General features: G+C 64.0%; 14 protein-coding genes. 10 read left to right on the forward strand and 4 right to left on the reverse strand.

Annotation, left to right across the window (positions count from 1 at the left end):
* Nucleotides 1-34 precede the first annotated feature (34 nt).
* The gene (locus PPSIR1_RS22370; protein WP_006973434.1) at nt 35-526 is read left to right on the forward strand and encodes a hypothetical protein; all 492 of its coding nucleotides are present in this window, start codon (nt 35-37) and stop codon (nt 524-526) included.
* 5 nt (nt 527-531) lie between these two features.
* On the opposite strand, the gene PPSIR1_RS43500 is transcribed toward PPSIR1_RS22370, so the two are convergent.
* Entirely contained in the window at nt 532-1,968 is a 1,437-nt protein-coding gene (locus PPSIR1_RS43500) for a serine/threonine-protein kinase (RefSeq protein ID WP_232296530.1), read from the reverse strand.
* Between PPSIR1_RS43500 and PPSIR1_RS22380 the strand changes: the two genes are divergently transcribed.
* Complete coding sequence (locus tag PPSIR1_RS22380) at nt 1,949-2,476, forward strand: RNA polymerase sigma factor (RefSeq protein WP_006973436.1); 528 nt, start codon at nt 1,949-1,951, stop codon at nt 2,474-2,476. The genes PPSIR1_RS43500 and PPSIR1_RS22380 overlap by 20 nt on opposite strands.
* Before the next feature lie 13 nt (nt 2,477-2,489).
* Here PPSIR1_RS22380 and PPSIR1_RS22385 read toward each other — a convergent pair whose 3' ends face one another.
* On the reverse strand, nt 2,490-4,472 hold the full coding sequence (locus PPSIR1_RS22385) for a hypothetical protein (protein ID WP_006973437.1): 1,983 nt from the start codon (nt 4,470-4,472) through the stop codon (nt 2,490-2,492).
* 12 nt (nt 4,473-4,484) lie between these two features.
* Entirely contained in the window at nt 4,485-5,165 is a 681-nt protein-coding gene (locus tag PPSIR1_RS22390) for a hypothetical protein (protein WP_006973438.1), read from the reverse strand.
* Between the two features lie 1,016 nt (nt 5,166-6,181).
* Between PPSIR1_RS22390 and PPSIR1_RS22400 the strand changes: the two genes are divergently transcribed.
* The 6 genes from PPSIR1_RS22400 (at nt 6,182) to PPSIR1_RS48155 (ending at nt 17,096) form a co-directional block, all read left to right on the forward strand.
* Nucleotides 6,182-7,060 (forward strand): hypothetical protein, encoded by an 879-nt coding sequence (locus PPSIR1_RS22400; protein ID WP_006973440.1) that lies wholly within the window; start codon nt 6,182-6,184, stop codon nt 7,058-7,060.
* 145 nt (nt 7,061-7,205) lie between these two features.
* Nucleotides 7,206-8,444 (forward strand): tyrosine-type recombinase/integrase, encoded by a 1,239-nt coding sequence (locus PPSIR1_RS22405; protein WP_086001600.1) that lies wholly within the window; start codon nt 7,206-7,208, stop codon nt 8,442-8,444.
* 426 nt (nt 8,445-8,870) lie between these two features.
* Nucleotides 8,871-10,403 (forward strand): zinc metalloprotease, encoded by a 1,533-nt coding sequence (locus PPSIR1_RS22410; RefSeq protein WP_006973442.1) that lies wholly within the window; start codon nt 8,871-8,873, stop codon nt 10,401-10,403.
* Between the two features lie 9 nt (nt 10,404-10,412).
* Nucleotides 10,413-12,692, forward strand: a complete 2,280-nt coding sequence (locus PPSIR1_RS22415; protein WP_157595842.1) for a hypothetical protein — start codon at nt 10,413-10,415, stop codon at nt 12,690-12,692.
* 137 nt (nt 12,693-12,829) lie between these two features.
* Nucleotides 12,830-14,641 carry an amidohydrolase family protein gene (locus PPSIR1_RS22420; RefSeq protein WP_157595843.1) on the forward strand — a complete coding sequence of 604 codons (1,812 nt, stop codon included), beginning with the start codon at nt 12,830-12,832 and terminating at the stop codon, nt 14,639-14,641.
* 1,009 nt (nt 14,642-15,650) lie between these two features.
* A complete protein-coding gene (locus PPSIR1_RS48155; RefSeq protein ID WP_157595844.1) occupies nt 15,651-17,096 on the forward strand; it encodes a hypothetical protein in 1,446 nt (481 codons plus the stop codon).
* A gap of 127 nt (nt 17,097-17,223) precedes the next feature.
* Here PPSIR1_RS48155 and PPSIR1_RS22425 read toward each other — a convergent pair whose 3' ends face one another.
* Nucleotides 17,224-17,580 (reverse strand): helix-turn-helix transcriptional regulator, encoded by a 357-nt coding sequence (locus tag PPSIR1_RS22425; RefSeq protein WP_006973445.1) that lies wholly within the window; start codon nt 17,578-17,580, stop codon nt 17,224-17,226.
* Between the two features lie 601 nt (nt 17,581-18,181).
* Here PPSIR1_RS22425 and PPSIR1_RS22435 point away from each other — a divergent pair.
* Together PPSIR1_RS22435 and PPSIR1_RS22440 are read left to right on the forward strand one after the other, a co-directional pair.
* Nucleotides 18,182-18,724 (forward strand): PD-(D/E)XK nuclease superfamily protein, encoded by a 543-nt coding sequence (locus PPSIR1_RS22435; RefSeq protein WP_006973447.1) that lies wholly within the window; start codon nt 18,182-18,184, stop codon nt 18,722-18,724.
* Between the two features lie 25 nt (nt 18,725-18,749).
* Entirely contained in the window at nt 18,750-19,238 is a 489-nt protein-coding gene (locus PPSIR1_RS22440) for a hypothetical protein (protein WP_006973448.1), read from the forward strand.
* Nucleotides 19,239-19,363: the final 125 nt, after the last annotated feature.

Consider the following 19,363-nt stretch of genomic DNA (forward strand, 5'->3'; position numbering starts at 1 on the left):
AGAGCCACTCTGGGCCCACGAGTAGGATCCAGGGATGACCAAAAAATCCACCATCATCCTGCCCGTGCTGTTCGGCTTCGCGCTGTCCTCGGCGCCCCGCCCAGCCCTCGCGGACTACCGCGACCTGTGCGACAGCGCGCCGGTCTGCGAGTACACGGGACCAGACGCGCCCGTGCTCGACGCAGACGTGTGCCTCGACGCCACCGGGCAAGTCCATCTCAAGGGATCCGTGCCCTGTGCGGCGGGAGCGGTGCCCTTTCACGTGCGCTACGGCGAGGTCTACGATCCCATCGCGCAGCTGGTCGTCGCCTACACCCCCCTCGCCGACGCCTGCGCCCAACCTGGGATGTGCGAGCCGATGCTCGATGGGCCCGTTCCTCCGACCAACGCCGAAGCGATCTGCTGCGTTGGGGCGATCTGTTGGCCTGGCTCCGACTGCGGCGGGACCTTGTTTTGGTGCGAGGACGGTGTCAGCAACGAGGACGGCACCGTCACCTGCTTCGATGCCTCCGATCCCCTCGATTGACGAACTCAGGGCTGGTTCGTGAGTCGCTCGAACTGGCTCTGGGCGTGGGAAAGAGATTGCTCGTCCTTGAGGTCCTGACAGAACCGGATCGCCACATGCAGGGCGTAGATGGCCACATCCCGCTCGCCCTGCTCCTCGAGCTTGGGCGCGACCTCCATCGCTAGATCACGAAAGTCCGCTCGCCGACCTTCCCGCTTCGCGGCGGTGTAGCCCGAGCGCAGACCCTGAAGGACAGCATCGCCGTCGTGCTTGGCGACCCCTTTGCGGATCTCCCGGATGGCCTCGTCTGTATCACTGACCGGGTCCTCGTGGATCTGAAATTCAGGCGCGGATGTCACCGCCGCGCCCAGCCCCCCGACCAGGAGCGCGAGCACCAGCGCCGAGCCTGCCCACAAACCCAGCCGCGGCCTCTCGGCTCCTCGGAGCGCCTCGAGCAGCCTCGCCATCGTCGGCCAGCGATCCCCCGGCAGCGACGCCAGCCCGCGCTCGAGCGGCGCTCGCAGCCGGCGTGGGACCCTCCGTCGCCCTCGGGGCGGCCCCGCCAAGGCGGCGAGCTGTTCGTCGAGCTCAGGGGCGAGCCCAAAGGGGTGGACCCCCGCCAGCGCCTCCCACAACGCCACGCAAAAAGCGAACTGGTCGCTCCGCTCATCCCCAGCCGCGCCCATGAGCCGCTCTCGGGGCATGTACTCGAGCGTCCCCGAGCCGATCAGCGCCTCGTGCTCCCCCGCCTCGGCCCGCAGCGACTCCAGCCCGCGCGCGAGCCCGAAGTCCGTGACCACGGCCCGCCCCTCGGCGTGCAGCATGACGTTGCCCGGCTTGAAGTCTCGGTGCACCAGCCCGCGCCGGTGCGCCGCTTCCAGGCCCTCTCCTGCCTCGAGATAGCGCGCGAGCACCTCTTTGGCGGGTTTGCCCGTCGCCCATCCCCGGAGGGGGGGGCCGTCGAGGAGCTCGAGCACCAGCCACCGGCAGTCCTCGCGTCGACCATGATCGAAGATACTCACGACGTTGGGGTGATCGAGCGCCGCGAGGGCCTTCGCCTCGCGGTCTTCGACCTCGCGATCGCCCAGGGGCATGACCTTGACCGCCACCTTCCTGGCAAACTCGACGTCGAAGGCCTCGAAGACCGTCCCACCGCTCCCCGCTCCGATCCTCCGCTCCAGCCGATAGCGCCCACCGGCGAGCACCTCCTGGGAGAGTGTGTCGGCTCGAAGCCGGCGCCACAGCCTGGCGCGCTCGAACTCCTCCACCAATGAGAGCACCTCGGCTTCGCCCTCGAAAGCGAGCGCATCCTCGAGCTCTTGCACGTCTGCGCCCACACTGCGGGCGTACTCGCGCAGCCGCTCGGCGTCGGGAGCCGGCTCCCGGTCGTGTCGGTCGCCTTCCATGGGAAGTTGGACCATGGTAAACGACTGAGTACCCACCATGGATGACGAGGTCATCATCGCCCTGTTGCGAGGGGATCAGGCCGCCATGGAGGCCTTCTTTCGCCGTCACTACCGCTGGGCGCTTGGCTACGCTCGGCGACGCGGAGCAGGCGAAGACGCGGCGGACATCGTCCACGACGTCTTCGCTGACCTGTTTGAGCGCCCGCCCAACGGCCTGGGCAAGGTCGCAGATCGGGCCGTGCTCGCCGTGATGATCTCCGATCGGGTCAAGTGGGCGTGGCGGAAGGCGACCCGCGCCCGTAAGGTGCCCCTGCTCTCGGATTTGCTGGGGCCGGGGACGGACTTGAGCGCGCTCGCTCGGCGGCGCCGACTCGGACGCGAGGTCGTAGAAGCCATGGCCCGGTTGGGGACGACGCAGCGGCGGCTCCTCGAGCAGCGCTTCTTTGAGGATGTTCGGGCCGTGGATATCGCCGCGCAAACTGGGAGAACCGCGGCGGCTGTACGGGCGGCGGTGTTTCGCGCGCAGGCTTCGCTGCGCATGGAGCTCGGGCTCAAAGGCAGCTGAGCGAGCCGGGGGGTCAGGGCTCCGGCTTCGATTTTGTGGTCTTGGGTGGAGTGCCAGTGAGCACCACCGTCGCAACCGCGGCAGCCGTCGCAACACCGAGACCGACGCCCAGTCCCACGAGCGACCCCTGTGAACCCTCCCCCTGTGGAGCTTGCCGTTTGGGCTTGGGTGCTTCGGCGGCGAGCTTGCTGAGCCCAGCGAGCGGAGAGCCGCTCGCTCGTCGGGGCTTGCGGGGTGCTCGCGCGGGTCGACTCGACGGGGTGAGCAGCTCGTGCCCGATCCCTGGGCTTCCCCATAGTTGCTGGTTGACGTTCGACGCCTTCACTCCGGCGGCTGCGAGCGCGGAGCGATACTCAGGGTCGCTGACGCGCCGAAGATCGATGTGCATCCGCTTGGTGCTGGCCAACAATGCTTGTCGAGCGGCGAGGAAGCGTTTCGCCAGTCCGTTGGCTCGGAGCCTCCCGGAGGGTCGGTACAACGCCCCGGCGCCGGGCGGGATGTAGGCGACCTCGAGCGTATCGAGGAAGTACATCTGCATCTTCGCGGCGTCCCGGCAGTAGGGCGCGATGAGCTCTTCGAAGATCGACGCATGAAAAGGGATCTCAAACTCGGGCTCACGCGGCGACTCGATCAGGCTCGACGGCATCTCCACCAGTCGCCCACCGACGACGAGACCGTCATCCTTGCCGAACGCGGTCATGAGCGTGGCTAGGCGTGACAGGAGCCCGCGCCAGCCTGGACCGTGGTGCGCTTGCCACTGGCTGCGTGCGAAGCTCCAAAAGGCCTCGAAGCAGCTCTTCCACGCGTCATGAACGGCCTCGAAGTCCACGGTGAACAGCAGCGGTCCCGGCCGGACGATGCTCTCGAGCAAGTTGAGCAGCAGCTTGTTGAGCGAGGGGTAGAACGCGCCGACGTTCTCGCCGGGGGTGGTCGCGTTGAGCGGCGCCCCGCCGTAGGCCCAGCCCAGACCCTTGGTCGGCCAGACGGACTCGGCGTGCACGCACTGCCGGCAGTCCTTGGACCCGTCGAAGCTCTTGGGGCTCTGCCAGCACGGCTTGTCCACGCCCCGACAGCGCAGCGCGTAGCGGTCCACCGGCGTGCCGCGGACGGTCTGGTAGTAGCGGTGGGAGGCCTGCAACACGCGCAGGGTGGTCGTGGTCCCGGGCATGAAGCCGAAGGTCGAGCCGTCGCCGATGTCGAAGCGGTACTGGACCTCCCCCCGCGGCCCGCGGGCGCGGAGGGGGTCGCCCTGCTGCGCCGTGATGCCGGTCGAGCGGTACTGGACGTTCCACAGCTTGTCGTGGCGGTAGGCCGGCATGTAGAAGCTCGTGTAGTCTGCGTTCGAGGCCGCCACGAGGCCGCCGTCGGGGTAGACGAGCCCGCCGCCGCCCGAGCCCTTGCGGCGCATGGCCTCGAACACGCGGTTGACCTGCCAGGTGTCCGTGGCGGGGTCCTCGGCCTGCAAGGGCGGGAGGGCGACGTGCTTTTGCAGCTCCGACGCGCGGTGGGCTGCGAGCACGTCGGCGGCCCACACCGCAGCGGCGAGCACCTGCGCGACGGTCTGGGCGATGAGTGTGCTCTGCCCGGTGAGCTGCTGGAGCGCTTGCAGGCCCGAGTTCTTCAGCAGCTCCGGGATGAGCTCCTCGGGCATGAGCCCGCCCTGGTAGGCCGCGAACGCGAACTCAACGTTGGTGTAGACCTGCGCCAGCGACTGTTTGATCGGCGCCGCCGTGCTCGGGGTCAGGCCGATGCGCGTGCCGACCTCGAAGAGGCTGATCTTCGTCGCCGAGATCCAGTTGGACCAGTCAGCCTTGGCGAAGGTCTCGATGGCGAGCTCGTCGGTGATGCCCACGGCGGGCTCGAGCACGGCGTTGGCGAACACCGACTCGCCGGGCAGCTTGGACTCGAAGTGCAGCCAGTCCTCGCCGCGGGGGAAAATGCGCTCGGCCCGGTCGGTGACCGGATCGAGGAAGGTGGCGTCAGGACGCAAGAGCATGGCGGGGTCCTCTCAGGGCTCGAAGTTGCCCATGCGGTACATGGCTGCCCGGCTGAGGACGAAGCGCCCGGCGAGCTGCTGCTCCGGCGCGGCGATGCTCTTGTAGCGCTTGCTTCGGAAGATCCTCTCGCTGCCTTGCAGCGCGTCGATCGCCTCTTTCTCCGTGGTCTGCCCCGAGGCGTACTCCAGCAGCTCGACGAAGCTCTGCACGGCGGCCTTCTTGCCCTGGAACAGGGCCGAGAGCTGTGACTCGTCGAGGGTCATGCCGAGGTAGGCGAGGGCTTGCTGGGCGTACTCGAAGGCCTGGAAGGGCGTACTCGCGGCCTGGTTGACCCAGGTCTCGAACATCTGCTGCCCCGCGGGCACGACGCTGCCGAGGAAAGAGTCCAGGGCGTAGCGCCACCACTCGGTGCGCAGGGCCTGGCGCTGGGTCTCCTGCTCCTCGGCGAAGACCTTGACGCGGAACTCGACCTCGCCGGTGCGCTGATCGGCGAGGCTCTCGACGGCCTGGGCCTGGTAGTTGATCGCGCGCTCGAGGATGTCGCTCGCCTGGGAGATGAGGCTCGGGGACTCCTGGGCGATCTTGCGGTAGTTGTCGTCGGTCTGGTTGCGCTCTTGATCAGGCGATCGATCAGGGAGTCCTTGGCGGCGTCGATGCGCTTGTGCTCGTCGGCGAGCAGGGTCTGGTCCCATGCTGGGGGTGAGGGCGGGGTGCAGGCGGAGCTCGGCGCGGCCTCGGGAGCGGCCTCGCGTCGGGCCGAGCTGGCGCCGTCCTTCCCCTTCGCCGAGCCGGCGGGCTGGTTGGGGTCGTGGCGGGCTCCGCTCTCGAACAAGATGACGTCGCCGCTGTCGTAGCCGCGCAGCTGGAAGTCGCATCGCTTGTCCATGGCCCGGGCAAAGCGGCGGCTGAAGCTCCACATGCGCCCCGCGACGCCCTCGATCCACACAGCGCGCTCTGGCGGCGTGGCGCCCTCGATCTGGATCCAGTTGAAGTGGGTGTCGGGGAGCTCGAGCTTCTCCCAGGCGCTATCAGGGCCGGACTCGAGCATCTCGAAGTCGGCGGTGATCGGCACGATAGGCCGGTAGCTGGACGAGCCGGTGCGCCACAGCAGGCGCACGCGCCCGAGCTCGTTGTCGTAGCTGATCATCAGGCTCACCCACTCCGCGGGCGGAGCGACCACGGTCTGCTTCCTCATCGGCATCCAAACCTCCCTATGCGCTTGGGACTGTGAGTCGGAGATGGCGGTCGCGCAACCCAAAGGCGACGAAAAACTGAGATGAATTTGAGGCGCGGACTGAGCCGAAATAAAGCGAGCACTCCAGTCGGGCTGGAGAATGACTGAACATCCACTGGACTGGAGGGCGCGCTCGCGGCGTGGAACTAAAGTTGGACTGGAATAGAGGGCGCGGCCGGGCCGCAAACTGGACAATTCCTGAACTCTGACTCTACTGGAGTGCCCCAGGCACTTCAGAATGACTGAACTCGACCGCTGCGGACTGAGGCTTGACTGAGCTCAGTCAAGCCACAATGGGGAAGATGTTACCGGTCGAAGTGTGTATATCCACCGCAGTTCTATGGGTTGAGTGCATATCCAACCCCGAGCCCAGTTACCAAACACTCGGACCCGCGCTAATGTGGTTTTCGAAGCAGTCCCCGGATCGCTGCGCGCAGCGTTTGGGGACCCGTAGACCACCGAGAGAGACGCATCATGAGCATCAAGATCATCGGCTGGCTGACCGCGGGCGTCGCGCTGGCGACGGGCGTGGGCGCGCTGGTTTGGTACTTCAAGCGGCGCAAGGCCAAGGAAGGGCCGACGCCCAGCAAACCGCCGCGGGGCAGCGAGGAGGAGGACCCTCCTTTAGATCGCTACGAGGACGCGACGCCAGACAGCCAAAAGGACAACCCCGACCTGACGCGGCATCGGCCGGCCTTCGACTTCCTCGACCGCGAGAACCTGCCAGCCGAGCTCGTCGAGGCGATCGACGAGACCTTTGAGCGGGGCTGGCGTGTCGACGACGCGACGATCGAGAACCTCGAGCCAGACGAGGTGATCGTGTTCGCGGTGAAGAGCGAGCCCGTGGGGCCCTACGTGCGCACAGTGGAGGAGGTGATCTCCGCCCACGTCCTCGAGGTCGAGGAGCAGAGCGTACGCGCCCGGGTCATGGCGCCGACCAAGCACTCGGAGCACTTCGGCAACATCGCGGGCCACGGGCTGCGGCCGGGGACGATCGTCGACGTGCCGAAGTCGAAGATCTTGGTGGCTGCCGTCGAGAACCCAGGCGACGGCTACGGCGGACGCGGCGAGCCGGCGGCGGGCTTCAAGCCGACCTCGCACACCAAGCGGATCTACAAGATCCGGCCGAACACGCCCTACGATCTGAAGCTGCCCTACCGCACCGAGGAGCTCGACTGGTACGTCGATCCAAACACGGCGGGCATGGTCCATATCGGCGAGTACGGCCTGCTCGAGCAGATCATGTTCACCGAGGACAGCCCGCGCGGGAGCATCGTCGTGCGCTGCCTCGACAACGATCCCAATGTCGGCAAGGTGCTCGTCGGCCGCTGGGAGTTCGAGCTCGAAGCCTGACCTCGCCACAACTCGCGGCGCGACGCTCGAAGCCCGCGCTCCATTCCGATCCGCAGGCGTGCCGTTGACCTGTTGCCGCGGTTGGGTTCGGGCGTAGACTGGGCAGGCCAAGGTCGTGTCGTCCCCACACGAGGAGACACACACCATGACTGTACGACGCTCCCCACGAGGGAAGTGGATGGTCGACATCGTCTACACCCACACCAACGGCCAGGAGGTCCGCGTTCGGCGGGTCAGCCCTGTCCAGACCCGGCGCGGCGCCGAGTCCTACGAACGCAAGCTGCGGCAGGCGCTCGAGGCCGGCACCTACGGCGGGAAGAAAGCGAGCACGCCCAAGAAGAGCTCGACACGAGCGCGCAAGCAGCCGGCGCCCACCGGCACGCCCACGCTCGAGCAGTTCGCGGAGACCTACATCTCCGAGCACTGCCTCGTCGAGCAGCACCGTCCATCGAGCATCACCAACACACGCTCAGTCCTGTCCGCGCACATCCTCCCGATCCTCGGCGACGTCGCCATGGATGAGATCCGCTCCGTGCACTTCGGCGAGCTCAAGCGCGCCGTGGCTCGTGGCCGAGGAACTCGGGGCCGCAAGTCCAAGCCCGTCTCGGGCAAGACGATCAACAACGCGCTCGCCGTGCTCTCCCGCATGGTCCGCTTTTGGTACGAGCGCGAGGGCCTCATGCCCCCGCGCATCAAGGCGGGCCTGGTCCGCCTCGACGAACCCGAGGCGGACTACTACGAGCCCGAGGAGTTCGAGGCCCTGGTCGCCGGCGCGGCGAAGGCGGGCCTGCAGGAACTCGTGATCGTCTTGCTCATGGGCGACGCGGGCATGCGCCAGGGGGAGATCCGGGCGCTGCACTGGTCCGACATCCGCAAGCACCCCGAGCCGACGATCCGAGTGCAGCGCACGCGCTTCAAGGCCGACGAGTACGCGCCCAAGAGCAAGAAGGGTCGGAGCATCCCGCTCAGCCCGCGCTTGGTCGCGGCCCTCGAGGCGCTGCCCCGGCGGCGCGGGTGTCCGCACGTGATCCACGAGGCCGGCGAGCCGCTCACGCCCAAGCTGGTGCGGGGGCGGATCGTCCGCTGCGAGCGGGCGGCCGGGATGGCGGAAACGGGGCTGAGCCACAAGCTGCGGCACACCTTTGCGACCCGGCTGGTCGCTGCGGGGGTGCCGCTGCTCGTGATCAAGGAGCTGCTGGGTCACGCGGATCTGCGCACGACGCAGCGGTACCTGCACACGGTCAGCGGGGCGCGGTCGCAGGCGATCGCCGCGATCTCGGGGCCGGAGGAGGATCCTGATCCTGATCGGGATCCGCCGCCGGCACCTGGCCCGGGGTCCAGTGCGCGATCGGCGAGGCACCATGGCGGCACCGGCTTGAACTGAAAATTGAAAACGGGCAGCTAGAGAGGTCTAGCTACCCGCCTGGAAGCTCCGGCAACAGGACTCGAAACGCTGTTGTACGGAAAAATCGACAACCTCAAAAACGGCGGTTAGACGCGCTTTCCTGGCTCAGACGGGCTCTCAGCGGTAGCTGGGAGCCTGTCTGGCATTTCGACGTTTGAGTGGGTTTGAGTGGGTTTGAGTGGGTCTGAGCGGCAACTTTCTGGATGAAATCTGGATGAAATCTGGATGAGCCAAGCAGACGAGAGCGGCGATCTCAGAGCAAAAGCCCGTGGGCTGGCGGTCCGCAGCACCAAGGCCACAGGCGGTAACCAGGTGGATACACTATTGAGTCGCCTGAGCGACGAACGGCGGGCATTCGACGGCGCGGCTAGACAACTTCGATGACCCGTTGAGACCATTTTTCAGATGCGTCGAAGCGCGCTCATCTCAGCTTGGCCTGGACCCTTTGTCCTAGCGACCCTACTCGCGCTGGCCTGCGACAAGAAGAGCCCTGAGGGTGATGACGGGACCTCGAAGGCTGCTCTCGAGACCCCCAGCGACTCCGAGCCCGAAGCAGTCGTTCTCGATCCGGTCTTCGGCGGTGCGGAGCTCGACTTTGACGTGCCCAGTCTCATCGCGGACTCGCTGGACCTCAGACCCCCGCCCGAGCCCGCTCCAGTGGCTCCCAAGTCGGACGCCGCCGCCCGCGAGTTCGTGGACCGATGGTCTTCCCCCGAGGACATCTCCTCGAGACTCGGCGAGTCCCCCGCCCCAGAGACAGAAGACCTGATTGCCGCTCTCCTCGAGGGTGAGAGCGTCGAGGTCTCCTTCCCCCCAGAGGTGGCCAAGCTCGTCAACGAGCGGTCGGCGAAGTTCGAGTTCGATGGCTTTGACGAGGAGTCCCTGCGTTGGACGAGCAGCGGCGGAGACCTCGTGTACACATCGCGCCTGGGCAAAGAGCCCTTGGGGGCGCTGGTCGTTGGCGACCAACTCCTGGTCTTCGAAGCTAGCGCGACGACACACCAAACGACCTGGAAGGTCATCGGCCGTGACAGCCTTCGCCCCGAGGGCGATCCCGACGAACTTCACGACGTTCGCGCGCAGCCGGATATCCCCACGGAGGGCCTCCCAAACAAGCTCCGGGGCATGCGTAGCGCAGATCAGCTCAACGTCCTCATCGTGTTCACCGAGCTCGCCACGCCCTACGTCGAGGCGAAGGCGAGCGAGTCGACCTTGACGGCCTTCGCCCGACACACCAAGCACGATCTCCGCGATGCCATGGATGGTTTGCTCGAGGATGGGCAGGTCCAAGTCCGGGCAGTCAAGCTCGCCGGCGTCCGGGGCTCGTCCTATCTCGAGCAAGACAAGACGATGCACGAGATCCGCAAGGACCTGGTCCGCGCGGTGAGTTGGCAGGGTCTGGCGAATGACGACCCTGCCCTCTCGCTGGGCAAGGAACTCCACGCGTTGCGCCACGACCGGCGCAACAACTCCCCAGACGTGGTGGTCTTGATCGCTGGCTATCGCTTCGTTCGGGCCGATGAGACCCGGCCAGACAAGCGCGGCAACCCGACAAAACCGTGCGGGCTGGCGACGGGGATCCTTCGACCCTCGGACCCCCAGAACGTGGTCGGATATGACACTGCGCTCGCCGTTGTCGGAGACCTCTGTGTCCATGAGGGCTACTCGATCGTCCACGAAATTGGCCACCTCCTCGGGGCAGCTCACGAAAAGAGCTCCAAGACTCGGCCAGGTTCGCACCCGAACGCCTTCGCCAACGCAGCTTGTGGCAACGCGACGACGGTCATGGGCTATGTCCCGGCGTCGTGCGGCGGCGAGCGGCGGTTGCTCGAGTTCTCAAAATACCCGACAGCGCATAACCACAGAGCGCTCGGCGACAACCTGAGCAGCGCAATGGTGTGGGGGCTCGCTTACCAGGCGTTCCACCCCAAGAACTGAGCGTAAAACATGCCACGCAATCTAACTCGCTACCTCCTCACTTGGACCATATTCGTTTCCGTTGCTGTGTCGACCTGGCGGTTCGCGCATGCGGCCGAGCCAACTTCGAGCCCATCTCCCCTCCAAGACCTGCGGGTCGAGACTCTTCCCGTACAAAACGCTCTCCTCGATGCCCGGCGTAAGGGGCTCCACGAGGACGACCTCGCCGAGGCGCGGGTGAAGGCGGACACCAGGCTCGAGGAGCTTCTCACCGAGTATCACCGCAATTGGCTAGAGCACCTGCAGACCGAGTATGAGAATGAAAAAAAAGCCATTGACGAGCGGAGGACGAGGCAGAACGAAAAAAGCTCCGACCTCAAGGCCCTGAGCGATACCCTCGACTCCGAGACAGGCGCGGTCGATACACTCTACGCGCAGCTCTTGAGTCAACTCAAAGGCCATGTCCTCTTTCGGAATGATTTCGGGACGCGCCTCGAAGGTGAAAGTGCAGAGAGAACGAGCACCGAAATCGGACTCCACCTCGATGGACGAGAGTCGCTTGTTCTCACCTTTCCCCCCATACCTGAGCCATCGGGGGATCCGGCCCCCTCGGAGGAGCCGGACCCCTTGGAGGTCGCCCGGCGGGTCAACGAGCTATTGGGACAGCTCAACGAGGAGCTTGTCTACTTTGCGCCGCTAGAGCCCTCGGCGGAGCCCACGCGGGACGAGACCGCCGACGCAGGGCTGGCCTCGGCCGCGACGGTGCTCAACGGACTCACGGACTTCATCGCCGATCGTGCCCAACGTGAGTTGTCGGCCTGGGCCCTCGAAGTCTTTGGCGAGCAGCTGTGCGATCCAGGCTCTCCGTCAGCGTGCATGTTTCCGAAGGTCTGCCTGCTCCTCGGACAGCTCAGCTCCAAGTCGGCTGTTCTCTCTGGGAGCCTCGTAGAGGCCTTCAGGGACGATCTCGGCGGCATCGTCCCGCGCATCGGAGAGCTCGTCGCAGGCGATCGCGGCCGCGTGTGGGCGGCCGTGTTGATGGCGCTCTATCGCGGTCTGGAAGAGGGCCGCGAGCCACTCGAGCTGATCCAGGGTCTGACCAAGGAAAATTCGAAAATCCTCGCCGAGCTACACCGAACCTGTGTCAAGGGCACAGACCCCCTCGGCTCCCCTGCCTGCACCCTACTCTACGTCAGCTTCGCCACGCGCTACACGACCGGCGAGCTTGACAAGGAGGCGTTCAAGGCGAAGCTCAAGCACCACATGGTGCTCAATGTCCCGGGGACCCTCGCGCGACTCTTCGAGACCCTCGGCGAGCAGCTGCTCGAGGTGAAGCGTCTAGACCAGATCACCAAGCAGACCTCGTCCGCGACGAGTATGGGGGAGGCACGTTTGACCCAAGAGGAGCTCCGCGATCGCATCGCCACCCGCTTCGAGGGGACCTCGAACTACATCTTCGCCGTCGCCAAGTTCGGCAAGAACGGCGGCCTTGGCAGCCTCGCCGACGCGGAGGTCTACGCACCGCTGATCACGGCTACAGCCGCCGCCCGCAATCGAGACTGGCGCGAACTCCTCCTCGAACTTGCGCGCTTCGTGTCCAAGCTCCCCAAAGACGATCGCGCCCTCGTCCCGCCGGAGCTTCTCGAACTCATCGGGGTCGCGGTCAGCCTCGCCGAGGCAGAGAGCTCCGACGAAGTCACCGCGGTGCTCGATTCCTTCGCGGCCCCCGTCGGGAGCTGGCGACTCAAGCGCAAGCGCTTCATGACCTCGCTGTCAGCCCGAGCGGGCGTCGCCTTCGGCGCCGAGATCGGTTTCATGGAGAACGCCAAGTACTCGGACACCGGGGGCTACATCGCCGCCTACGCACCCCTTGGATTCGATCTGTCCTGGCCCACGCGCCGCGACAAGTGTAAGCCGACTCGGCGAAAGAAGTGTCACCGCAGCTCTGTCGGCGTGTTCTTCTCGACCATCGATGTCGGCAAGCTCCTCGCTGTTCGAGCCTTTGGTAGCGAGCCCGGGACCGCGAGCACGAGCGACACAGCGGAGGCTGACGTCGAGGAGGTACCCCAGGGGGTTGAGCTCTGGCGAGTCATCGCTCCGGGGCTGTTCCTGGAGGTCGGCATCGCAAACACGCCGCTGGTGTGGTTCATCGGCGGGAGTTGGACCCCCTTCGAGCGCCAGGTCACCGAGATGGACACGGCCATGGGGACGGAAGACACCCGCTACCGCTCTGCCCTGCGCGTCGTCACGGGCGTAGGCGTCGACATCGTCATTTTTCCCCTTCACCGCCGCCGGGCCCAGGTCTTGTAATGACGAACTCTCAAGCTCTCAGCCGCCGACACGCCATGTTGGTGGGTCTGGCAGGACTCCTCAGCAGCTGTGTCCGCGCACTTCGTCACGAGCCGGGGCGGATCGGCCGCGGCCCCATCGTCGACGTCCACGCCCACATGTTCAACGCCAGCGACATCCCCGTGGGCGGCTTCGCCGATGAACAGGCGGGGAATATCCGCAACGGTCTGTTTGGCGAGATCCTCGAGCAACTGCAACAACCGAATGGAGGCGGCTCGAGCGCTCTGAAAGAGCTGCTCAAAGAAGCCGAGGCCATGCTGTGCATTACCCCTCTTGGGGAGCAAGAGCTTAAGCTACTCGAGTGCCTCGAGAAGAGCGCTAGCGCGTTCGAGGCCGATGTCCTCGCAGGGGGGGAGCTCGACGTTGACTTCGACTCTGCCGAGGCCTTCCTGGGCTGCCCGCTCTCGGGCTCCGGGAGTTGCAAGAACAGCGGAGGTGGGGAGGAGCGGGGCGAAGATGACTCTGGGACGGGACAGGAAGAGGCCGAATCTTCGCCCGAGGCTGCGGTCGGGGGTTCCGCCGAGCGCGCTCGTCTGAGCTTGTCGAGGGCCGAAGGAGACCCGCTGCCGTTAGTGCGCCGCTTCGCCAACCTTTTGCGGCTCATTACCCGCCATCGTATCACCATCGCCGGGATCCTCGCACGGACGTATCCGCATGTGTCGCTGTTCATGCCAGCGCTCGTCGACTACGACTACTGGCTGGACGAAGACAAACGGGCGCGGACCCCTTTGTCCGCCCAGACCCGAGTCTATGCCAAGATCTCTGTCCTTGCCGCCAAGGGGCGCATCCCCTGGGACCCCGCGGGCTGCCGCGTGCCCCACAACGTCGCCTTGTTCCACGGCTACGCCCCCTATTGCCCACGGCGCGAGATCGAGGCCCCTGAGAAGGAGAAGTCCCTCGCTATCCTCCTGCCCGCCCTGAACAGCCATGGCTTCATCGGCGCAAAGCTCTACCCGCCTGTGGGCTTCCTACCCTATGGGAACTACCAGGGCAACCTCCCGGGGAACCGGAGTAAGACTGATCCGGATCAGTGGAAGACGGCCTGGGAACTCGGCCAATGTCAGACCGTTGACCGCGAGGCTATCGACAAAGTGCTCAACGACTTCTATAGCTGGGCATCAAAGGCGAGCAACGACGTCCCCATCCTCGCCCACTCGAGCCCGGGCAATGTGTTCACCGGAGTCGAACCTGATATCGCCGGCCCCGAGGGCTGGGCGATGGTCCTCGGCAAGCACCCCAAACTCCGGGTGTGCATCGCTCACTTCTTGTCCGATCCGAAGAAGACGAGGAAGGTGAGGAAGACGAGCAAGACGATTCGGGGGTCCAAGGGTGCAACGGCCACAGACTTCCGAAAAGTGAAGATCGGCTTCGCGCACTACCGCAAACCCTACTCAGTCAAGGGCGATGCGGCCAAGGATCACGCAAAATGGGTCGACAGCTTCTCATGGGCGGATGATGCCGTAGCACTGATCTCCGCCCAAAACAGCATTTACGTCGATATGGCGAATTCCAAGGTGCAAGAGGACCCAGAATACGCCCACAAATTCTTCGCCAAGCTCCACGCCCTATTTGAACAGTCTCCCCTCCTCATCGATCGGGTCATGTGGGGCTCAGACTGGTGGCTCAACCATATCCGCCCCAACCACCTGAACTTCCGCCGCCAGACCGAGCGGGAGTTCACGAAGTACTTTCGAGAGACCGCCGGGTGGTCGACTCGGCGTGTCGAACGCGTCCTAGCGAAACTCATGGGGGTCAACGCGCTGCGCTTCACCGGCCTGTTCGACGCCAACGGGAACAAAGTTGAACACCCGACCCGCACGCGCTTGGAGACTTTCTACGAGAGCAACGGGCTTGGTGGAGACAAACTGCCATACCTGCTCCAGGTCGAGTCCTACTACGAGCTATTCTGATCCGATGGCACGGGATGGATGGCGGACCGGTGGCCTTGGCCGCCCGAACGCCATTCTGAGCGCGCTGAATGCTGTTCTGTAGAGGACTCGAAACGCTGTTGTACGGATAAATCGACAACCTCAAAAACGGCGGTTAGACGCGCTTTCCTGGCTCAGACGGGCTCTCAGCGGTAGCTGAGAGCCCGTCTGGCAATTTGGTGATCGAGTGGGGTTGAGTGGGGTTGAGTGGGTCTGAGCGGCAACTTTCTGGATGAATTCTGGATGAATTCTGGATGAGTTCATCCCCCAGAGTGACTCTGGCGAGCCAGTGGAAACTGGGGGGAAATCGACACCAGTCAGAGCCCCAGTCGCGCGCAGGTGCTTGGTGCCGAGCGGAACCCTTTTTTCCCAGACTGTGCTGGGGGCTTCCCATACCGCTTCTTGTGTAGGATTATCTCTGACAATGCAAGAAAAGGAAGATAAGGGTAAGGTCTCTGGGAAGGCACAGGCCCGCGTGGATGTTTCGGTGGAACATCGACGTGGAAGTGAAAATTACGCCAAAACGACTGAACATGAAGGTGCTGAAATCAAAGTTTGGTGGCGAGGGAGGAACAGGACTACAACTGTAGATTCAAGTTCGAGTGGGCGGAGAACGTACGTAGGGGTGTCAATCGTACTTGTTGTAGCTTTGGCTGCTCTTCTGGCGGCCGGAGTCATCTCTCTCAGTTCGATCAGTTCGATGTTCGGCTACTCTGAGAAGGCTCCGATCCCTCGTGTCAGGCCTCTTCCTGCGGACAGTGTGAGTGTTAGCCCTCTCCTGAGTAAACATCTCGAAGATTACCACTCCGAGTTGCAGGGTGTTCTTCGAAGTGGGCCCCAAAATGATATTGTGCACAAGTGTGTTGACGAAGTGTATTCGTACTCGCTTGCATTTTCAGCATTGTTGCGCGAGAGGGGGGCTGTTGATGCATCTGCGGCAGAGGCTATTCGCCTATTTGATGCAGCCCCCCGACCTGAGCGATGCTCTGGCATGACGGGGACACCTCCAGATGTGGACTGGAAAAAGATGAGTGGCTTAATTTTTATAATTGCAAGTTATCATATGAGGCTCGCGGGTACAATGGACCTCGCGGCTGTTGAGAGTGTCACCTCCCGGGAGTCGGTGCTGCGTTCTCTTGCCCGAGATGGTGGATACGGTACTTTGGTATCTGATATTGATCTCTTGGTGGCGGATGCCATAGAAAAACCATGTGCCCTGATCGGACCTGAAGCCACCTCTTGCGACAAGGCGCGAGCTAGGGTCCTGCGGGATACAGCATATCGATCAAGTATGAAGTCCGGTCATCTTGGTCGGGCTGCCCGGGCGGCCGTTGGGAATGCATTCTCATTCTACAGTTCATACAGACTCGATCATATGAGCGAGTGGATTGTTTTGGCTGACAGTGCGAGCCAGGCGGAAGGGCGGGAGACTCTTCAGGAAGCCTATGCTCGTCAATATGAAGGCCTGTATCAAATAGCGAATGGTAGTCCAGGTTCGGCGCGGGACAGTTTTGAGAAGGCCGATGAGATCCTTGGTGCCTGTCTGAAGGGAGAGGGGGGAGAGGGTGGTGAGGATGGTGGCGTCAGCTGGATATTGTCAGATATTAATATTGGTCGGGGTGTCAGAGGGCATGCAGTGCGTCAGTTCGATTTTGCTATCGAATATTATAAGGTGGCTCTGGAGCAGATTGAGGGAGAAGGGGGGCCGCCTTCAAGGAGGCGGGCTCGAGTGTACACTTTTATGGCGGATGCTTGTATTGGTGAGTATGATCTCGCTGCGGCGCGCCATTTGCACGATCTGGCAGAGAGCGAGCGCGAGAGGATTGAACTCTCTGGCCTTGAGAGTTCCGAATCTCTAAAAGTGCTGGGGGACATTGCATATGCAGACGGCATGTACCGCAAGGCTGAACAATTATATCTTGACGCATTGGAGAGTTTTGGGGCTAATCCATTGGATACGGTTGGCGGTAGCCATAGTGATGCTGTACAGGCAGAATTGCTCCTCCTTATGGGAAAATCCCAATACATGGCAGGGAGGTGTAGTGAGGCGAGCAAGAGCTTGAGTCGCAGTGCTTCAATACGGGAAGATGTAGGCGCAGAGCCTCCCGTGCTCGAGGTGTACTCCTGGCTAGGCGCCGCGTTGCAGTGTCAGGGAGACAGCCCGAAAGCGTTGGAGTATTTTCGTGCTCGACTGTCTGAGGCGGGCACTCGTGAAGGGCGATTTGGTATTAACAAGCTGTCGCTGGACCCTTACTACTCCCCCGATGACCTTCTGGTCTTGCTGACAGCCTATCGGGCATCCTTATCGGATAGTGGGAAGAGCGTGCTAGCGACAGAGAAACGGATTGAAGAAGTTTCTGAGCAGATTAGAAGTAAGAAGGCTGCTGGGTCGGTCGCCTGTGCTCCTTATTCGATTCGTGGCGCGGACGTGCCATAGGGCTGTTATCGTTTAGCCCCCTGGCTTTCTTCGAGGAGCGTACTTTTTATGTAGGACGACGCATGAGGGGCTGGCAGAATACTGCCAGCCGGAGTCCTCGGTTGACCGACCTGAAGACCCAGCTAGGCTAGGACTCGTTCTCCGAGTCCAAGAACTCGAGGAGTTTACGGACGAACCTGAGAGCAAGGCGCCACTCTTCACGGGTCCGCCCGTACAGCAAGTCGGCCAGCTCTCGCTCGAGCTCCTCGTCGTGCTCCTCGAACGCGGCGAACATCGTGGAGATCCGCAGGTTGAACCCCGATGCGACGCTCTTGAGCGTATCCAAGCTGGGAGAGAACGAGCCCGCCTCCAGCCGACGGATCGTGTCCGGAGACAGCTTCGCCTTCTTGGCCAGGGCCTCTTGCGTGTACCCACGAGCCTTGCGCAGGCTCTTGAGGTGCTTCCCAAAGGCCCGCTGGTCGAGGTTGTAGACTTCAGCAGTCATCGGCCACCCAGTAGCGAGTGCTCGAAGTCTTGCCGGCACGTTGGAGCTGCCCACTCTGCACGAGGTCCTTGAGGACCCTCTGGATGGTCCACCGCTTCAGGCCGTAGGTTCGGACCAACGTGCCGGACGCCAGACGCCGACCAGGCTGGGACCGAAACGCCCGCATGATCGTGACCTCGAGCGCCTCTCCCGACCTCGCTTTCGGCAGGTGCGGGTCCCGAGGCCGGACGGGTTCCACGGGTTCGAGACCGCTGTTGGCGAGCTCGGCAACCGACAGAGAGCCGAGGACGGCAGAGTAGGGGCTGTCCTCGGTCCAGTTCGCAAGGTCGGCCAGGGTCAACTCTGGAGAGCGCCGGAGCACGAGTACGACGGCGCTTCGCTGCGCGGACTCGGCCAGGGAGATTGCTGAGGGGGTCATAACCCCTAGCGGGTGTTTGGCCTGGAGCGTTCGCGGGAGAGCGGACCCAAGTTCTGTATGGGTGGCGGGGAGCGCGCGCTGGGTTGCGCCTGAATTTTCCCCGCCCTCCCGAACACGCGCGTTCAGGTGGGACGCGATCTTCGTTCAGATTCGCAAACGGCCTCATCGATCTATCCTCGAATCATGAAGGGTGACGAGTATCGCGACCGAGTCGCGTCCTATATCGATCACAACTTCAGTGACCACGGCTTGCTCGTCTACACCGAGGTCACCGTCGGCAAGAGCATCATCGGAAAGCGCCGGAAGCTGGACGTGTTCATCCGTCGCGCGTCGGGCCCCGACGCCCTCGGCCTCGAGTGCAAGTACCAGCGAACCTCGGGGACGACGGACGAGAAGATCCCCTACGCCCTCCAAGACCTCGACGCCATGTGGATCCCCGGCTGCCTCGTCTACGCCGGTACGGGCTGGTCCACGGGAGTCCTCCACACCCTCGATGGCTCACGTCGCGCGGCGTTCTGCGACCCGGCCGAGAACCTCGCGCGCTCGAAGCACACCCTCGAGCTCGACCACGTCATCGCAGCGACCTTCGGGCTCTGGGATGCAGTCATCCCCGAGGCTCGCCGCTTCAAGGTCCAGCGTGAGCTCGAACTCCCCAGCGCGCCGCTTCAGCGCGCCGATCCCAAGGCGCCCGCGGAGACGAAGCAGGTGGCAAAGGGGAAGGGGTGAGCAGCGCGGAAGCTAGAATTCCGCCATGAAATCGACCCGCTCCCAGCTGTTCATCGGCCTCGCCTTCATCGCGGGGCTGACTCTTCCCAGCTCTGCCCACGCCGAGTTTCGCGACCTATGCGACAGCGCGCGCGTCTGCGAGTACACCGCCCCCAACGCGCCTGTCCTCAACGCAGACGTCTGCCTCGACGGCACCGGCCAGGTGAGGCTCAAGGGCCCCAAGCCCTGCGCCATCGGCTCGGTGCCTTTCCATGCTCGCTACGGCGAGGTCTACGACACCCTCAACCAGCTGGTCCTCGCCTACGTCCCCCTCGAGGACGCCTGCGCGCAGCCTGGGCTGTGCTCGTCGGCCGCCGACTACGACAGCCCACCGCTGACTGAGTCCGAGGCCATCTGCTGCATCGGCGCCATTTGCTGGCCGGGCTCGACCTGCGGCGGCACGCTCTTTTGGTGCTATGACGGTGTCAGCAACGAGGATGGCACGGTGACCTGCTTCGAGTCGCTCGAGGTCTGATGGCCTAGCAGGACATCGGAAAGTGCCCCGCAGGCACGAGGATCCTCGCCTTCAAGGCCATCGACGGTCAGTGACTCACGCAAGCTTGCTGATTTCCGGCCCCAGCTGGGGCCGCGGGGAGGGGG

Origin of the sequence: Plesiocystis pacifica SIR-1, from assembly GCF_000170895.1 — a bacterium.
Lineage (GTDB): Bacteria > Myxococcota_A > Polyangia > Nannocystales > Nannocystaceae > Plesiocystis > Plesiocystis pacifica.